This window comes from Sphingobacterium sp. UGAL515B_05, from assembly GCF_033097525.1.
In the GTDB taxonomy this organism is placed as follows: domain Bacteria; phylum Bacteroidota; class Bacteroidia; order Sphingobacteriales; family Sphingobacteriaceae; genus Sphingobacterium.
Genome location: NZ_CP109907.1, coordinates 4,394,293 through 4,412,946 on the forward strand (window position 1 = coordinate 4,394,293; position 18,654 = coordinate 4,412,946).

Below are 18,654 nucleotides of genomic sequence, written 5' to 3' on the forward strand. Positions count from 1 at the left end.
AAAAATCTGATTATTTAATTTTATCAAAAGCTTGTTGTAAATCAGCTTTGATGTCATCAATATGTTCTATTCCTACAGAAAGACGTAATAAACCTTTGAACACTCCAGCATTTGCCTGATCTTCATCACTCAATTGTTGGTGAGTAGTCGCTGCCGGATGGATAATCAATGACTTCGTATCACCAACATTGGCCAGGTGACTGATTAATTCTAAGCTGTCGATAAAGCTATTGGCCTTTTGTGCTGCGTCACCTTTGAGCTGAAAAGAAAGCACTGCTCCATAGCCATTTTTAAGGTATTTTTGTGCGTTAGCGAAACTCGGAGAGCTTTTTAAGCCCGGATAATTTACTTTTTCTACCTGTGGATGCGCCTCAAGCCATTTAGCTACCTCTAAAGTGTTGTCTACATGGCGTTGTACCCGCAAAGATAGGGTTTCAAGTCCTTGTAATAATAAGAATGAATTGAAAGGGGAGAGTGCTGGTCCGAAATCCCGAAGCCCTTCCACACGTGCCCGAATGGCAAATTGGATATTTCCAAACGGTCCGCCTTCACCGAAAACTTCGGAAAAAACTAAGCCATGATAGCCTTCAGATGGTTCGGAAAATTGCGGGTATTTTCCGTTGCCCCAATTATAGTTTCCGCCGTCGACGATGACACCGCCAATGCTTGTACCATGTCCACCGATCCATTTAGTAGCCGATTCTACCACCACATTTGCACCATACTCCAAAGGTTTAAATAAATAACCTCCAGCGCCAAAAGTATTATCGACGATTAACGGTAGGTCATATTTTTTCGCTACTGCAGCAATTTTCTCAAAGTCTGGAATATTGAAACTTGGGTTTCCAATTGTTTCAACATAGATGGCCTTTGTTTTATCATCAATGAGGGCTTCAATTTTATCTGCCTCGGCGTCCGTTGCAAATCGAGCTTCGATGCCCAGGCGTTTAAAAGAAACTTTAAACTGGTTGAATGTACCGCCGTATAAGTTGGATCCGGCAACAAAATTGTCACCACTTTCCAAGATATTATTTAATGCAATAAACTGTGCCGCCTGGCCAGATGCAACAGCAACAGCCGCGACTCCACCTTCCAGTGCCGCAATACGTTGTTCGAAAACATCCGTAGTAGGATTCATAATCCGTGTATAAATATTGCCGAACTGCTTTAATGCAAATAAGTTTGCGCCGTGTTCGGCATTTTCAAATACAAAGGATGTTGTTTGATATATAGGAACTGCTCTAGATCCCGTAGTAGGGTCAGCGACTTGGCCAGCGTGAACCTGAAGAGTTTCGAATTTTAAATTTTTGTTTGAAGACATAATATATCAGATTTTAAGGGTTCAAAAAGAAATTGTTAAGTAAAAAGAGAAGCATACACACCTCCTTGAAGGGTCTGTTAAATCTTTATCCAAGAAAAAGGAAATGATTTTTAACAAGCGTGGAAGTGCATATGCATACGCATTCGCATCAATACAGTGGTATGATGGCTTACACTTTCGCTTATCGTGCGGCTCACTTGTGTTGAACCTGAATTTTTAATGGACTTCAGTAGTTTAATAATCATTGTCTTATGTTATTTATATGCTCCAAAACGATATTGTTTTGGACAGGAATTGGCACCTTTTCAAACAAATTGAAGGTTGCCAGTGGGTCATTGAGCCAGTCTCTCGCCACTTCTTTATAAATCAAGACCTACTGATTAAGGGAGGTGTTGATTAGAATCTTCTTTCGAAGACGATACAAATATAAATTCTTTTTTTATTAAAGCAAAAGAAAAGCTATTTTTTAGTTAAAGGAATTTTGAATAACATACCGATTGGATCACATATTGTCCCATGAAACTAGATAAGTAACTGCCAATCGGGTATTATGATTTCTTTAAGTTGATCCGTTCTGCAATTTGATTTAAATCTGTTAAAAGAGGTTTAAGTGCATCAATTCTACTATGGATATCATACGTCAGGTGGTGATTCGTCTTTTTGTTTAACGATAGCGAAAGACCCACCAAATGGGAGTTGACCTGATAAGAGAGTGCCTGAAAATGGTGGATATGTGACCAATCCATCCATTTGTGTTCGGGTTCTTTTTTCATTTGATTGATAGCGTCTGAAAACAGGGCCATGGCAGTCTGTGCTTTTTTGCGAGCCAGTCGTATATCAAAGGAACTTTGTCTTTCGTCCGACAGACGGTTATTGATGATCTGGAAATAATGTTCGTTGTAAAGAGATACCTCTTTTGCCAGCTGAACCATGCCAGTGCTCTGGCGTACAGGTATCAAGAAATAACCTGCTATAGCCAAGAATGCTCCAATAAGTGTAAAAAGCATTCGGCTGCCTAAAATGAGATTGATATTGCCTTCAAACAAATTGAGCGCAATCACAATTCCCAAGGTAATAAAGATGACACTGACCATGTAATTAGATCGATTGAATAAAAAGAATCCGAAAAGACCTAATGCAGCTATGGTAAGAAGAGCCGGGAGAAAATGAATAGCAATTAAGCAGAATATGCCAACTATTATACCCGAGAATGTGCCTACAATACGCTCTATATTACGCTTTTTTGTCATTGAAAATGCTGGTCTGGCAACAATAGCGATCGTTAGTAAGATCCAATAGGTATATTTAAAATCCAAAAATAGAATACCAATCAATGCACCTGTTCCAAAAAGAAGAGCCATCCGAACGGCAAAGCGAAAAAGCGGGTTATTCAGATGGAGTTTACTTTTTAGATCAGCGAGATTGCGCAAAGGTCGATTGATAAATTGTTGGTACTCACTACAGTCAATCTTATCCTGGATTTCCTGATTTTGATAAAAAGCCACCTGAATTCGGTTGAGTACATCAATAATTGCTTCGATGTTGCTTATGATCGAACATAATATACTTTTTGCTTGACCGGCCTGCTCTTCTTGAATTTCTTTTAAATCCTGTAAGAGGGCATTAATTTTAAAGTTATTATGATATAATTGATGTGCATACCGAAACCTCTTGTTAGGTTGTGAAAAGCTATCAATTTCTAAAGCTAATAATTTGATTGTTTGACGAATTAAAGGGAGGCTGCCCGTATCTGCAAGGTTTTTGCGAATCGCATCATAGTCGTGATCGAGTGCAATAATTAACTCATGGAGGTCAATTAACCCATAAACTTGACTGAGCCAATAATTGCTTTTATGCCACTGTTGACTTATGATTTTTTTTTCTCGAAAAAGAAGGGACCTGATTTGTTCCTGTTGTTCGCTGATCTGGCCATGAATTTTGCCTACGCGACTGTACGTTATATTCAAAGGAATATCGGGATCGTAAGACTGAGATCGTATCAATAGAAATTGGGACAATCCATGAAAACCATTGGCCATCGCATGTTTTAGCGAGCGATAAGGTTGTATATAGGCCTGTAAAAGGCTAAAAAAGTAATATATAATGGATCCTGTTGTAATCTGTAAACTAACAGCAAAGGGCTGTTGTGGGGCCATTCCGATCACAAAACTCATGAGAATCAATGTCATGTTTCCAATTGCAGCATAACGAGCTCCAAAAATACCGTATAACGTACAGATAAAACCCGCCGCCGCTAGCAATATCACCAAGGGCCAATGATATGGAAATACAATCGCTGTAAACAATGAGGCAACAAAGAAGGTGGGGATGCAGACAAGAGCCGAAGAAAGTTTATCTTTTCTGTTTCCAGGAGGATCTGTGAGTGTTGTTAACAACGATCCGACACCGATTCCAATTGCCGTGCTCGCTTGCGCTCCCAATAAGTAGAGAGCTAAACTTGGGATGATACTGATGAAAACATTACGTAAAGCGTCTCCAGAATGCTCGCCTTGCATAAATCGTATCATTAGGATATAAATACGGTAGAGTCTTTTCTTCAAGGATACAGTGTTCATCAATCAGTTTACTAATTTTCTGTGCAAAAATACAAATATTATGCTTAATATTTTTTATATACAATTTATTTGTTTTGATTTTTGTTTATTTTTTGAATTTTTATTTTGATTCGATGTGCTTCTCTTGCGCTGTGCTTTTTGGAGATTCAAGATTAGCTGGGATAATTTACCGGCTTTAACATCGATCAGTGAGGGATATGGTTTACCGATGTTATTGGGTTGTCTACCGAGTAAATTGGACGATCGATCTATTTCCACTGGTGTAGGTGTAATGAATACACGAGGTTTGTTGTCATTATTATGAAGTTGACTATCTAATCGATAGCCTAAAGAAATTACATTATGAAACCACAAAAAATTAATTTGCTCTTATTTTCACTTGTTTTATTCCTGTTTTCTATGGGTAGGACTGTCTCTGCACAATCTGACGGAGGGAAATTACGTACAGTCGTTGTTGGAGAAAACAACCAGCCTATTGCGGCTGCAAATATTTCACTGTTTCGTAAGCCCAATGATATCTTGTTAAAAGGAACATTATCCAACGAAAATGGAGAAATTATGTTGTCTGCGATACCCGAAGGGAAGTACAGCCTACAGGTGTCCACGGTGGGTTACGCTATTTATCGTTCAGGGGAAATGGCGCTGAGTGCGGGCGATCTCAAGGTGCTGGATACGATTCGTTTACAGATGGAGACTAAAGTGCTGAGTGAGGCACAGGTGGTCGGAAAGAAACCATTGATTGAGAGTCATCTCGATAAAGTTGTCCTCAATGTGGAAAACAGTATTTTGGCGACAGGGAATAATGCATTGGAACTCTTGCAAAAGGTTCCAGGGGTAACTTTAGACAACAAAAAGATCAATTTGCGTGGAAAAAGTAATGTGATTATCATGATTGATGGTAAGCCGACCTATCTTTCTGCGGATGAAGTATCGCGATTATTGGAAAATACGGCTTCCAATGCAATAGCGTCGATCGAAGTGCTCACCAATCCACCCGCAAAATACGATGCGGCTGGGAATGCAGGGATTATTAATATTAAGACAAAGAAGAATACGCAATTTGGAAGTAATGTTAGTTTAAACCTCAATTTAGGGCAGGGTAAATATACAAAGGCGGATGGTGGTTTTCTAATAAACCATCGCAACAATTGGGTGAACTTATTCTCTTCCTATAACTACGCAAATACCTTAGGCTTTAATGATTTAGATATCGATAGGGCTGTAGATACCAAAAATGGAACGACTTTTTTCAATTCGGATTCTTATTCGAAATTCCGCTATCGAGGCCATAATTTCAAATTTGCGGCAGATTTTAACCTGGGAAAACAGGAGATCATTGGATTTGTGGTTAATGGTAATGTAAGCAATGGCCATTCAACACGCGAGGGAAGTAATCTGATCGCCTCTCAAAAAGGTAAGCTTGATTCGATTGTATTAGGAAGCAATTTGTCAGATTTTAAATACCATTACCTCACTTATAATCTTAACTACAAAAAGACATTTGATACTTTAGGGACTGAATTGACCGTTAACGGGGATTATTCATATTCGAAAAATAATGACAATAGCACCGTTGGAAACCGTTTTCTGGACGCAAATTGGGAGGAATTTAAATCACCGAATATTTTCCGAAATGATATGCTTTCTAAGACAAACATATTAGTTTTTAAAACTGATTTTGTGCATCCTTTTAATAAAACGACGAAACTTGAGGCGGGCTTAAAATATAGCCGCGTAAAAACAGATAATAATTTGTTGTATGAAGATCAGGATCAGCAAGGCGAGTTTGTGCAAAATAATGGTCAAAGTAATCAGTTTTTGTATAATGAAAATATAGCTGCAGCTTATTTCAGCCTAAATAAATCGTTCGGAAAGTTTTCCGTACAAACTGGACTGCGTGTTGAAAATACGAGCTCCATGGGAAATTCGGTGACGCTAGGGCAACAAACAAAACGGACCTATACCGATTTTTTTCCATCCATATTTGTACAGCAACAGATTAATGATAATCACAAGCTTGGTGCGAGTTATAGCAGACGTATTGACCGCCCTGATTATGGGTCATTGAATCCCTTTGTGTATTATTTGGATCAATACACGTATCAGTATGGCAACCCTTATTTAAATCCACAATATACTAATTCGTATGAAGTAAATTATACTTTTAAAGAACGCTATTTATTGAGTTTGGGCTACAAGAGGACCAACGATGCCATCACTCAGATCATAGAAAGCAATTCGGAGACCAAAGCTATTGCACAGACAGACCGAAACCTGGCTTATTTTGATTATTACAACATGAATGTCAATATACCAGTTAAGCTTTTTAAATGGTGGAGTATTTCTAACAATGCCAGCGCTTTTTATAATAAGTTTAGTTTTGATGAGCAGTCCGGAGCGCAACGCCAATTGGAAAAGTTATCGTTCCAGGTAAGTTCCAATCATGATATTCGAATTGGGGAAACAACAAACCTGGAGCTGACAGCTAATTATTTTTCGCCGGCAGTTTATGGGGTATTTAGTTTTCAGTCTTACTATGGTATCGATCTTGGTGCTGGAAAAACATTTCTTGACAAAAAATTGAATGTGAAGTTGGCTGTAAATGATGTGTTGAATACAAGAGGTCAGCGCAGATTGTCGAGTTATCAGGAAAATGGATACTATCGTATCCGCAATGGATATGATAGTCGGGTTATCCGATTGTCAGTTTCTTATCGTTTTGGTAATATGAATATTAAGTCAGTCAATAAGAAGGCTGGTAATAATGAGGAAGATAATCGGTTAAAAAAATAGGAGCTACTGTTGTGAGGGGAGATAAGGAGCGAGAGATAGCGAACGTTTCCCTAAAACACAAAGAGCCTGCGATATCGCAGGCTCTTTGTGTTTTAGGGAAGTTATCTTAACTTAAAAATAAGATCTCTCTCAATTTTGGAAGAGGCCATTTTTTGTCATCAACAATTTTCTCCAATTTGTTGACATGATAACGGATCACATCGAAATATGGTTTAACCGATTCATCGTAAGCGATTGATTTTTCGCGTACGTCATCAATTTGATTTGCTTTTTTACGTTCTTGACGCATTGCTTCAGCTTGCTCCAAGATGGTATTTACGTGTGTCGAAATACGTTCTACAAAGTTCAATTGAGAGCTGAATGCTGCCTGTGCTAGACCAAGGTCTTTTAATCCTTTGACGTTTTCAATCAATTCGTTTTGATAAATGAAACATGCAGGAGCAATTTGGTTGTTAACCATTTCTTCAATGACGCGCGCCTCAATCTGTAATTTTTTATAGAAGTTTTCAAGCAAGATTTCGTGGCGAGCTTCTGATTCACGTTTGGTATAAATACCTAATGATTCAAATAAAGCTAAAGATTCTTCTTTTACATAAACATCTAATGCTTTAGGTGTAGATTTGATGTTAGAAAGACCACGTGCTTCAGCTTCTTTTTCCCATTCTTCGCTATATCCATTGCCTTCAAAGCGGATAGCTTTTGAATCTTTGATGTATTTGCGGACAACATTTAAGATCGCAAGATCTTTTTTGGTGCCTTTTTTGATTTGTTTGTCTACTTCTGTTTTGAACTCGATCAATTGCGCTGCAACGATTGCATTCAACACGGTCATCGGTAGAGCCGAGTTTGCAGAAGAACCAACAGCGCGGAACTCAAACTTGTTACCTGTAAAAGCAAATGGCGAAGTACGGTTCCGGTCTGTATTGTCCAATTTTAATTCAGGAACTTTAGGAATACCATGCCATAAGTTTGCCTCTGCTTTTACTTTTTTAGCAACACGAGCAGATTCAACTTCTTCTAAAAGCTCATCCAATTGAGAGCCTAAGAAAATTGAAATAATTGCTGGCGGAGCCTCATTTGCACCTAGACGGTGATCGTTACTTGCACTAGCAATAGAAGCGCGCATTAAATCAGCATATTCATAAACAGCTTTAATGGTATTGACAAAGAAAGTCAAGAACATCAAATTGTTTTTAGGCGTTTTTCCAGGAGATAATAAATTTACACCGGTATTTGTGATTAAAGACCAGTTGTTGTGTTTACCAGATCCGTTGACACCGGAGTATGGTTTTTCATGCAACAATACTTTGAAGTTGTGTCTTAAAGCAACTTGTTCCATGAGATTCATCAACAATTGGTTGTGATCGATAGCCAGGTTGATTTCTTCGTACATTGGAGCACATTCAAATTGAGAAGGTGCAACTTCGTTGTGACGAGTCTTTAAAGGAATACCTAATTTTAACGCTTCATTTTCCAAATCCACCATGTAAGCTAATACGCGCTCTGGAATTGCACCAAAATAGTGGTCTTCCAATTGTTGGCCTTTTGCCGACATGTGGCCAAATAAGGTACGGCCAGTTAACTGAAGATCTGGACGAGCATTATATAAGGAAAGGTCAACCAAGAAATATTCCTGTTCAATACCAAGAGAAGCGTTTACTTTAGTGACCGATTTATCAAAATATTGAGCGACATCTGTAGCAGCTTTATCTACAGCGTTGATCGCTTTCAATAAAGGAGCTTTATAGTCTAATGATTCACCCGTATAGGAAACAAAAACCGTTGGGATACATAAAGTTTTACCAGCGCCTGTTTCGTAAATGAATGCAGGGGAAGATGGATCCCAGGCTGTATAACCTCTAGCTTCGAACGTATTACGGATACCACCATTTGGGAAAGAAGATGCATCGGGCTCTTGTTGAACCAGTGCGTCAGCTGTAAACTTTTCAATGGCTTCACCGTTTTCGTCTGGCTCAAAAAAAGCATCATGTTTTTCAGCAGTCGAACCTGTCAGCGGTTGAAACCAGTGTGTGTAATGAGAAACGCCGTGGTTAAGTGCCCAAGTTTTCATGGCCTGTGAAATGTGTTCAGCCAAATCTCTTGAAATAATCTGTCCCTCTTCAATGGATGCAACTAACTCCTTGTATGAATTTTTAGGAAGGTAGTCTTTCATTTTGTTTACGGAAAAAACATTCTTTCCGTAGATGTCAGTTGCTTTTTTAGTTTCAACTTTTTCAAATGAAGCAATTTGGCGTGAGCCTGCTGCTTCTACTGCTTTGAATCTTAGGTTCGACATTTGTATTTTGTAGTTAAATTACAGTTTTGTTGATTTTGTTTTTCAAAAATATTGTGTTTTTATTGAAAACTGAAATTTTTTTTGATGTTTTTTGTGAAATAATTCAAAAATTATGGTTTTTGGCCAATAAAAAAGGTGTGATTTGTATAAATCACACCTTTTTTATTGTTTTGTGTTATAATTCGAATCCCCAGTCTATTCCTTTTTCGGTGGCAGGTACTCCTTTCTTCATCCAGGCAGGAGCGGGGGCACCTTTTAGGAAATGATCGAAGAACTGCTGCTCGCGAATTTGTATATCCTTGCGGTTTTGTCGCAGCATGAGGTTATGTTCATCCCCGTTATAATTTAGCATCCATACGGGTTTGTTCAGTCGGCGCAATGCAGTAAACATTTCAATACCTTGATACCATGGCACAGCCCCGTCATTGTCATTGGCCATAATGACAACAGGAGTTTTAACTTTATCTAAATGGAATAAAGGTGAATTTTCGATATACAGTTCCGGAGCTTCCCATAGGGTTTTTCCGATGCGGCTTTGTGTATGTTCGTATTGGAATTGGCGCGACATACCGGTCTGCCAGCGTATTCCGCCATAGGCAGAGGTCATGTTGACAACAGGAGCGCCAGTCCACGCTGCAGCATACATATTGGTCCGCGTAATGAGGTGAGCAACTTGATAGCCGCCCCAACTTTGCCCCTGTATCCCCATCTTCGTGCTATCAACCCAGGCATTCTGAGCGAGGTATCTCATTCCGGAATTGATATATTCTTCAGCTGATTTACCCGGGTGCCCTGTTTTGTAGCTTATATTTGGTGCAAATACAAGGTATTCGTTGCTTACAAAATAGGGGATGTTCAAACGTGATGGTGTAGGGGCAGGAGGTTGATACGTATATAATCCATCGGAAAGCTTTTCATAGAAGTAAGCTATAATCGGATATTTTTTTGCAGGATCAAAATTTTCTGGTTTATAAAGAATTCCCTCTGCCTGATTTCCTTCAGGGGTTGTCCAGTGAACAAGCTCCGCTGTACCCCAATTGTAATTAGCCTGTTGCTGATTAATATTGGATAACTGTAATTCGTCTTTGAACTTGATGGTATTGGTGTAGATATTCGGCGAATTTATATAATCCTCTTTACTGTACAGTATCGTCTGTTGATCTGCTGATGAGCTGATATTCTTGAACGTTTTTGCCGCTACCAAAAGACTTTTTGGATCGTTATGCTGTCCCTTGAACTGGTAGAAACCAGATTCTTTGGTTTTATTGTCAAAAGAAGTTAGAAAACCACCCTTTTTATAGTCAAGTGTTGTGGCTTGTTCGCGATCTTCTTCTCTTTTTAAAGGCAAGTAGCGAAAAGTTGTTTGTGATGCAGCTCCATAGCCGTTGGTCAAGATGGATTTGCTGGAACCGTCCAAATTAAAATACCAGATATCATACCTCGAATTGACATAAATGCCTTTAAAGTCTGGACTCCATGCGGCCATTCCGTATCCTTGCGCGGAAGTAGGCATATCATTTTCCTCATCGGCAAAGGACGCCGGTATGCCGTCATTTAGCACTGTCTTTTTCTTTGAACTAACCTGATAGGAATTCCAGCTTCCTTTATCTTGGTCGAAATATACGATGTATTTTGCGTCAGGACTTAAGATTGCATTTCCCGAAAAGTTTGAAAGGATTAACTCTTTATTTCCTGTTTTTGTCGAAACCAGATAGATGTCGTCTCTTGTACTGCCTTCCCATTGACTTGCGATGCGCTTGCCAAAATCAGTGCGCGCTAAGATGTACTCTTCATTTCCGTCCGGTGTAAGTGCGGTGGAGTTAAATGTTTGGTCCGTCAGGGGTATAATGTTGCGGTTGTATTTGGGGTAAGTAACCGCTAAGAAGTTTCTTGCAAGGTCTTTCTTTAAATTGACCAACTGCATGGGTTGTAAATAATCGTCTTGCCAGTTCCAAACGTCTACTTTAGCATGTTCAAAATCAACCAAAGTGGTGTCTTTGACACGCGGTATTGGTGCTATGCCGAAAAATAACTTCTCTCCATTTTTGCTGAAACGGATATCACCATCCCCACTAACGGCCCAGTTTTTAGGTATACCATTGCTGGTTTTTGTTGCGAGGTATTGGGCTGTATCTATACCATTTGTATAGTAATACAAATTATAATTTTTCAGCAATGCCTTTTCATTGGAGAGATCCCCTAGGTAAGCGAGCTGATTGCCTGATTCATCAAATTTGAAATTTTTATAATTGCCTTTCCCATTTGATATTTTTTTGAGCTTTTTAGTTGCTATTTCGTAGAGGTAGACTCCGGAATCTTTTGACAGGCTATCTTTAGAATCTGTTTTTTTTGAAAAAACAATTTTTGATCCGTTTTTATTCCATTCGTATTGGTCTACGGATGAAAATTGTACCGAATCGCCGGAATTTAAATCATATAGAGCCAATGTTGCAACTGTTTTTTTCTTTTTATCGCTACTTTTCTTTGCTGTTGGGGCATCAGTGGCGGTTTTTGAATCAGATTTTTCATTTATTTCCTTGTCAAAAAGAAAAGAAACGAAATTGTTGTTTTGGTCTGCGATTTTGTAGGACTTTACCTGTGCAAATTTGACAAGGGATGAAGTCGTTAAATTGTAGATCGCCAATGAATCTTTTGGGAGTTCTTCCGCTTTCTTCTTTTTGATTTTGGCTTCGCGGGTTACGGCAAATGGCGCTTTCACCAAACTTAGCAGATGGTTTTCGGTATCTGTCAGTTTTCCATTATATCCGCGGGGAATTTGAATGAGTTCTTTGTTTTCTTTGGTTTTGAGAAAAAGCTGATTATCGCCTTCTTGTGGGACGACCTGAAACAGGACAAATTTTCCCGATTTACTGATATAGGGCGATGATACGCTTTGCCAACTATCATATACCGTATGATCCAATGGTTTCTTTTGTGCATGGGCAGCGAATGCTGCCAGAAAACAAAATGGAATACAGATACTTTTCTTATTCATATTTTAAACCTTTTTGTCGCAATTTATTCATAAAAAATAAATAAACATCGATTTTTTGGTATATTCATTGTTACGTAAACATAAAAAACTGGTTATGAAATCATCATCCGCTGTTATTATTTCGATTGTAATGGGCGCTGTGCTCTTGCTTTGTACCTGGATATTGGGTACAGCTTATCGCTATAAGTTTAAATCGACGCAGACAATCACTGTTAATGGTAATGCCAAAAAAGATTTCGAATCTGATCTAGTCAAATGGAGTGCTACTTTTAGCCGAAAGAATTATGAATTGAGTGCCGCTTCAGCACAATTGGCTACGGATCGTGATTTGGTGCGGGATTTTTTAGTGCAACAGGGGGTTAAAGCCGACGAGATCCGTTTCGAGGCCGTTAATATTGCCAAAGATTTCGAATATCATACAGATGGAAAGGGGAATGGTTATAATACTTTTTCCGGTTATACCTTATCGCAGGCCGTAAGTGTCGAATCAAAAGACTTAAATAAAGTAGACAATGCCTCACGAGAAATATCGACATTAATTTCCAAAGGGATAGAACTTAGCTCCAGCACCCCCAATTATTATTACTCTAAGCTAGAGGATCTGAAATTGGAACTTATTTCACAGGCTTCAAAAAATGCACATCAACGTGCAGACAATATTGCAAAGGAATCGAATGCCGGATTAGGTAATCTGGTAAAGGCCGATCTCGGAATTTTTCAGATAACAGGACAAAACGACAACGAAGAGTACTCTTCTGGCGGTGCATTTAATACAAGCTCGAGAAAAAAAACAGCTAATATCACGGTTAAAGCAAGTTTTTTGAGTAACTAATGAAAAATTATTCGACTGAATTTCAGTTCTATATTGGTTTTCCTTGAAAATTTGTTCAAAAAGTTTTCTCCTTTTCAATAAAAAACCTACTTTTGCATCATCCCAAACGGATATGCCCGGATGGCGGAATTGGTAGACGCGCTGGTCTCAAACACCAGTGGGAAACCGTGCCGGTTCGACTCCGGCTCCGGGTACTAAAAAGCCTCTTTACTTACAGTAAAGAGGCTTTTTTTGTGCGTCTATGTTGCATCTTACCTGAAGATTGCCACAAGTTCCGGATTATAACTGATCAAGGTAGGTACTAAAACAGATACATCCTAACATCAACTTATACGTAGTAACAATTTTCGATCAATTTTTAGACAGTGCTTGTTCAGTGATTATTCAGTTTGTACTGAATGATCACTGAACAAGCACTGAACGAGCACTGAATAAGCATTGTCTTAAGATCTAACTTGGTCACTATTTGATTCTAAGTTGCTGCAGCTATTGCTTGTTCTTTGGTGTTTCTTCGCTTATTGTAGCTACTTTCATTAGACCTTCCTCGGTATTCGTTTGCCGTTTCTTTGATGTTTCTTTGGTGTTTCTTTGTTTATTCTTTGGTATTTTAACGATAAAACAGCAATAAAACAGCAATAAAATAGCACAGAAACGGTAACGAAGGTGTAATCTTGAACCAGACTTGTAGATAAGAAAGATAAATTAACTACTGTCGAATTGGCAATAAGATGGGCTTTTTTTTATAAACTTTCTTTAATCTGAATTTTCTTGTTTAAATTGGAAATACCAAATATAAACTTGGATGAAAACAGTTTTTTTATCGCTGGCACTGTTGTGTTTTTTCATTACTAGGGGGCAAGTGGGGTTTGTCTTAAACGGAAAAAAGAATGTTAAAATTCCTTTTCTTTTCGTACATAATCTGGTCATCGTACCTGTGCAGGTGAATGGATATATGATGAACTTCCTGTTGGATACGGGGGTTAAAGAAACCATGATATTTGGGGAAACATTAAAGTCAATTGATAGTGCTGTTTTTGTTAATAAATTCCAGGGATTGGGTAGGGACGAGGGCCTAGATGGTTATCTATCCATACATAATCAGGTGAATATTGCTGGGGTATATGAAGATTTAGACCAACCGATCTATATTCTTCAAAATGCGCATATTGATATTTCTACAAGGATAGGAGTGGAAGTTAATGGAATTATGGGAAGTCGTTTTTTTGAAAACCAAATGATAGAAATGGATTTTCAAAAACATCGCATCACCTTATATCCTAAGGGTAACTTACCTAAGGGCCTCGAGAAGATGCAGCGTTTGCCACTCGACATTCTGAATAGCCGGCCTTATGTTTCTGTTGCTTTTAAACAGGGTGATGTTTCTATTGATGGTCGTGTATTGATCGATATGGGAAATAGCGATGCCTTAATGCTTATTCCTTCAAAGCTAAACAATTTTGATATTAAGCCTCCATTTATTGATGACTACATAGGGCAGGGGTTTAACGGTGAGATTTATGGAAAAAGAAATCGAATCCGATCGCTCGAACTTGGGCCGTTTGCAATGAACTACCCCTTGGTAGCCTATCCCGAATTGAGCTCGTTACAGCATGCAACATTTGTGAGCGAAAGAATAGGTTCCATTGGAAACGAGTTGTTACGCCGATTCAAGGTCGTATTCGATTATCCCAACAAGTCGATATATCTTCATAAGAATAAAGATTTTGATCGCTTTTATTATCTGAATATGAGTGGACTGGAAATTATCCATGATGGTATTAAATACGAAAAAGAAGAAATACCTGTCGTTCTGCAAAAGGATGGCGGTACCGAGGTAAGAATGGGTAATAGCGTGCAGTATCGCTTTGTACTTCGAAATATGTACAAAGTTGCGACTGTTCGTGATGGTTCACCTGCAGCAATCGCAGGACTACTGCCGGGAGATAAAGTTGTGAAGATCAACGGTCGATCTGCATCTTCATTTTCCCTGGAATCGATTCATAATCTTTTTAAATCAGAAGAGGGCAAGGATATGCGCTTTCGTGTGACAAGGGATGGAAATATACTTGACTTTAAATTTGTGTTAAAAGATCCACTGCCATTTAACTCGGATTAAATTTTAGCACATTTTTCTATTTTAAACTGAACTTACTTATATTTGCGCTTGATAATACTATTTTAATAATTTAAACACGAGAAGATATGTTGGTCGCTAGAATAATAACACAGCAAGCTTTTAAGGCAAATGGATTTGCCGAAAGCAATCTTCGTGCTTTTCGTCCTATTTAAGATACTCTTCAAAATAGGAGCGCATCGTGTTTGTTCAATCCGCTGGAGTGAATAATCAGGTCGCTTTACTTCTTTTGAAAACACCAATTTATACAGATGAAAAAGCCGAAGTTCATTCGGGCTTTTTAATTTTCCGGATTTTCGTTTCTATTTAGACAATCAAATCTCTTCAGGGCTGCAGCGTTTCTGAAAAACAGGTGCGTTCGACTCTTTAGGAGTAATTGACTGTGCATTAAGAAAAAATGCTTAATAGAATCGTAATCCCAAAAGAACATTCCCGAAATTTTTTCAAAAAGGCTGCCGATTTCCAAGAGGAAATTGATGGTTAATAATTAATATTTTTTATAAAAATGGGAAGTAAATTATCTGGGAAAGATCTCGTAAAAATAGGTTTTCCACAAAATAATATAGTTAATACAGCTTTAGGACTGATCACAAGATATCGAAAAAAAGAAAAGAAAGAAACCATCCTTCTTGAACTTACCGAGTTGTTAGAAGCTCCAGAGCGATTTATGGGGCATAATATATGGGGTAAAGTCTCCGAAGGCTTAATGCAACCCATAGAGATACGTATGCGGGAGCTTCAATCACATTGTGCTCCATTTAGCATATTTGGTGAAAATGAAATTGATGAGCAGGCAAAAAGACAGTTGTATGATGCACTGAGATTGCCTATTTCAAGACAAGGTGCACTTATGCCGGATGCACATACAGGTTATGGACTTCCCATAGGCGGGGTACTGGCCACAGAAAATGCCGTTATACCCTATGGTGTAGGCGTAGATATTGGTTGTCGGATGAGCCTGTCGATATTCGACTTACCAGGCAGTTATTTCAAAGGGAGGGAGTTCCAACTGAAAAATTTATTGAAGAAAAATACCAAATTTGGTTTAAATGACACACATCGTGATAAGCATGACCATGTTATTTTCAGTAAAACTGAATTTCAGGAAATCCCACTATTAAAATCCCTGTTGGGTAAAGCTTACAGGCAATTTGGGACTTCTGGTAGTGGGAATCACTTTGTCGAATTGGGCATTGTTGAGCTTCAAACGGTGCGGGAGGAATGGGGGATAAATCCAGGACAGTACTTGGGGATTTTATCCCATAGCGGCTCTCGAGGTTTGGGGGCGAATATCGCTAAGCATTACACAAGCCTTGCGGCGCAACAATGTCCATTACCACGTCATGTCCAACATTTGGCCTGGTTGGATTTAGCAAGCCAAGAAGGACAAGAATACTGGATGGCAATGAATTTGGCTGGAGAGTATGCCCAGGCCTGTCATGCGGACATCCACCGACGTCTGGCTAAAGCACTTGGCGGTAATCCTGTGGTAACGATCGAAAACCATCATAATTTCGCATGGAAGGAATTCGTGAATGGTGAGGAATGCATTGTTCATCGGAAGGGAGCAACACCTGCAGGCAAGGGCGTGCTGGGGGTGATTCCCGGCTCGATGACAGCACCAGGGTTCATTGTTGAGGGAACGGGAAACCCCTTAAGTTTACAGTCTGCATCCCATGGAGCTGGGCGTGTCATGTCGAGATCTGCCTGCAAAAATAATTTGACAAAAAGCGCTATGCTGAAAGATCTGGAAGCACATGGTGTGGAATTGATCGGCGGCGCGTTGGATGAATCACCACGTGCGTATAAAGATATTCATCGGGTGATGAAATTACAGCAGGAGTTGGTAACTGTTCTCGGAACGTTCAGTCCGAAGATTGTACGTATGGACAAATAAGGTTATGAAAGAAAGGTATTTACAAATTTCTTCAGGACGAGGTCCTAAGGAATGTAATATGGCCGTTAGGTTAGTAGTCGATAGAATCTCTTTTGAAGGGAGTAGAATAGGAGTTGAAGTTACGGAAATAGAAACAGAAGAAGTTGATGGACTTCCTTGTTCGTTAATCGTCAGATTGAGAGGAAAAGATATAGATCAATTGATTGATCATTGGATTGGTACAGTCTGTTGGGTGTGTAAAAGCCCTTTTCGTCCTTTACACAAACGGAAGAATTGGTTTGTCGAAGTTAAAACGTATCATCTGTGTGAAAAGGAAAAGGCGTTGGATGTGAAGGATGTATATTTCCAAACGATGCGAAGTAGCGGTGCAGGTGGACAGCATGTCAATAAAGTAAGTTCTGGCGTTAGAGCGACGCATGCTCCGACAGGAATAAGTGTTCAGGTGATGGATACGAGATCACAATTGCAGAATAAAGAGATCGCAATGCTGCGCTTGGCTGCACGTCTGCGGGATTTGGAAAGCGTTGAGTTAAATACGGCCAAAGAACAAAAATGGAAAAACCAAATCGAGGTGACTCGAGGACAGGCGAAACGGGTCTTTGTTGGACGTAATTTTGTCGAAAAATAATATTTCTTGAGCATTGGATCCCAATTGGCAATCCATGAAGTCAATTGGGTTTTGATAGGGGCTTTGAACCATAAGTTCAAGGCCCCTTGAATTAGGGGGTATGCTGGTTTTGTTTTTTAGCCGTATTTTCTTCTGTGATTTACCTTTAGTGTAGAAAATAATTTGCTTTATTGCGTTGATAATTCCTATCTTTAAGAGGAAGGGTCTAAAAAGGAGTTCTTCAGACTAAGTAAACTTAAGTAATGCTGTAGCCTGTATCTAGAGAAGGCTATAACGCTTGGAATTTCAAATTCGATATTATGATAAAATCCCCTGGCTTCCTTTTTAAGGAAGCGATCAAGAATGAAAAACCATTACAAATTGTTGGAGCGATTAATGCTAATCATGCGCTTTTGGCTGAACAGGCTGGTTTTAAAGCTATTTATCTTTCCGGAGGTGGTGTTGCAGCAGGTTCACTTGGAATTCCAGATCTTGGGATAATAACACTTCAGGATGTTTTGATTGATGTGGATCGCATTACAAATGTGTGTAAGCTTCCTTTGCTGGTGGATATTGATACTGGCTTCGGTCCTTCGGCATTCAATGTGGCACGTACAATAAAGTCTTTAATTAAAGTGGGCGCGGCGGCAGTTCACATGGAGGATCAGGTGGGGGCTAAACGTTGTGGTCACCGGCCTGGGAAAGAGCTCGTTTCTCGATCTGAAATGGTTGACCGCCTAAAGGCGGCGGTGGATGCACGAACGGATGAGCATTTTGCCATTGGTGCACGTACAGATGCACTTGCTTCTGAAGGCCTTGAACTTGCTTTGGAAAGAGCGGTGGCTTATAAAGAAGCTGGAGCGGACTTTATTTTTGCTGAAGCGGTACATCATCTGGAGCAATACGTTCAATTTAGTGCGGCAACTGGCCTTCCTGTTTTGGCGAATATCACCGAATTTGGACAAACACCGTTGTTTAGCCTAAATGAACTACGTCAAGCCGATGTTTCTATTGTCCTTTATCCGCTATCTGCTTTCCGCGCAGCTAATAAAGCGGCTACAAATGTTTATCGTCACATTCGGGAAGACGGTGGGCAGCTTAATGTGATCGACGACATGCAGACGAGAGCAGAGTTATACAGAAGTATCGATTATTATGCCTATGAAAATCGATTGGATCAATTGTTTAACAAATAATTATATT

General features: G+C 39.2%; 10 protein-coding genes, 1 tRNA gene and 1 riboswitch. Of the genes, 7 read left to right on the forward strand and 4 right to left on the reverse strand.

What is annotated here, in order from left to right:
* Window positions 1-10: 10 nt before the first annotated feature.
* Both OK025_RS18000 and OK025_RS18005 read right to left on the reverse strand, forming a co-directional pair.
* Entirely contained in the window at window positions 11-1,321 is a 1,311-nt protein-coding gene (locus OK025_RS18000) for an O-acetylhomoserine aminocarboxypropyltransferase/cysteine synthase family protein (protein ID WP_075993185.1), read from the reverse strand.
* A 255-nt stretch (window positions 1,322-1,576) separates the two neighbouring features.
* Window positions 1,577-1,689: riboswitch (SAM riboswitch) on the reverse strand.
* Between the two features lie 180 nt (window positions 1,690-1,869).
* The gene (locus OK025_RS18005; RefSeq protein WP_317665876.1) at window positions 1,870-3,897 is read right to left on the reverse strand and encodes an FUSC family protein; all 2,028 of its coding nucleotides are present in this window, start codon (window positions 3,895-3,897) and stop codon (window positions 1,870-1,872) included.
* A gap of 342 nt (window positions 3,898-4,239) precedes the next feature.
* Here OK025_RS18005 and OK025_RS18010 point away from each other — a divergent pair, with 342 nt between their 5' ends.
* A complete protein-coding gene (locus OK025_RS18010; RefSeq protein ID WP_317665877.1) occupies window positions 4,240-6,690 on the forward strand; it encodes a TonB-dependent receptor in 2,451 nt (816 codons plus the stop codon).
* A gap of 106 nt (window positions 6,691-6,796) precedes the next feature.
* On the opposite strand, the gene OK025_RS18015 is transcribed toward OK025_RS18010, so the two are convergent.
* Window positions 6,797-8,986, reverse strand: a complete 2,190-nt coding sequence (locus OK025_RS18015; protein ID WP_317665878.1) for a glutamine synthetase III — start codon at window positions 8,984-8,986, stop codon at window positions 6,797-6,799.
* Window positions 8,987-9,161: 175 nt separating this feature from the next.
* The gene (locus tag OK025_RS18020) at window positions 9,162-11,981 is read right to left on the reverse strand and encodes a prolyl oligopeptidase family serine peptidase (protein WP_317665880.1); all 2,820 of its coding nucleotides are present in this window, start codon (window positions 11,979-11,981) and stop codon (window positions 9,162-9,164) included.
* Window positions 11,982-12,075: 94 nt separating this feature from the next.
* Between OK025_RS18020 and OK025_RS18025 the strand changes: the two genes are divergently transcribed.
* The 6 genes from OK025_RS18025 to prpB all read left to right on the forward strand — a co-directional run bounded on the left by OK025_RS18025 (window position 12,076) and on the right by prpB (window position 18,647).
* On the forward strand, window positions 12,076-12,813 hold the full coding sequence (locus OK025_RS18025) for an SIMPL domain-containing protein (RefSeq protein WP_317665881.1): 738 nt from the start codon (window positions 12,076-12,078) through the stop codon (window positions 12,811-12,813).
* A gap of 114 nt (window positions 12,814-12,927) precedes the next feature.
* A tRNA-Leu gene (locus tag OK025_RS18030) sits at window positions 12,928-13,007 on the forward strand.
* A 608-nt stretch (window positions 13,008-13,615) separates the two neighbouring features.
* The gene (locus OK025_RS18035) at window positions 13,616-14,929 is read left to right on the forward strand and encodes a PDZ domain-containing protein (RefSeq protein ID WP_317665882.1); all 1,314 of its coding nucleotides are present in this window, start codon (window positions 13,616-13,618) and stop codon (window positions 14,927-14,929) included.
* Window positions 14,930-15,452: 523 nt separating this feature from the next.
* Window positions 15,453-16,844 (forward strand): RtcB family protein, encoded by a 1,392-nt coding sequence (locus OK025_RS18040; protein ID WP_317665883.1) that lies wholly within the window; start codon window positions 15,453-15,455, stop codon window positions 16,842-16,844.
* A gap of 4 nt (window positions 16,845-16,848) precedes the next feature.
* Window positions 16,849-17,472 (forward strand): peptide chain release factor H, encoded by a 624-nt coding sequence (prfH, locus tag OK025_RS18045; protein ID WP_317665885.1) that lies wholly within the window; start codon window positions 16,849-16,851, stop codon window positions 17,470-17,472.
* Window positions 17,473-17,771: 299 nt separating this feature from the next.
* Window positions 17,772-18,647, forward strand: coding sequence for a methylisocitrate lyase (gene prpB / locus OK025_RS18050; RefSeq protein ID WP_317665887.1), 876 nt, complete (start codon window positions 17,772-17,774; stop codon window positions 18,645-18,647).
* Window positions 18,648-18,654: the final 7 nt, after the last annotated feature.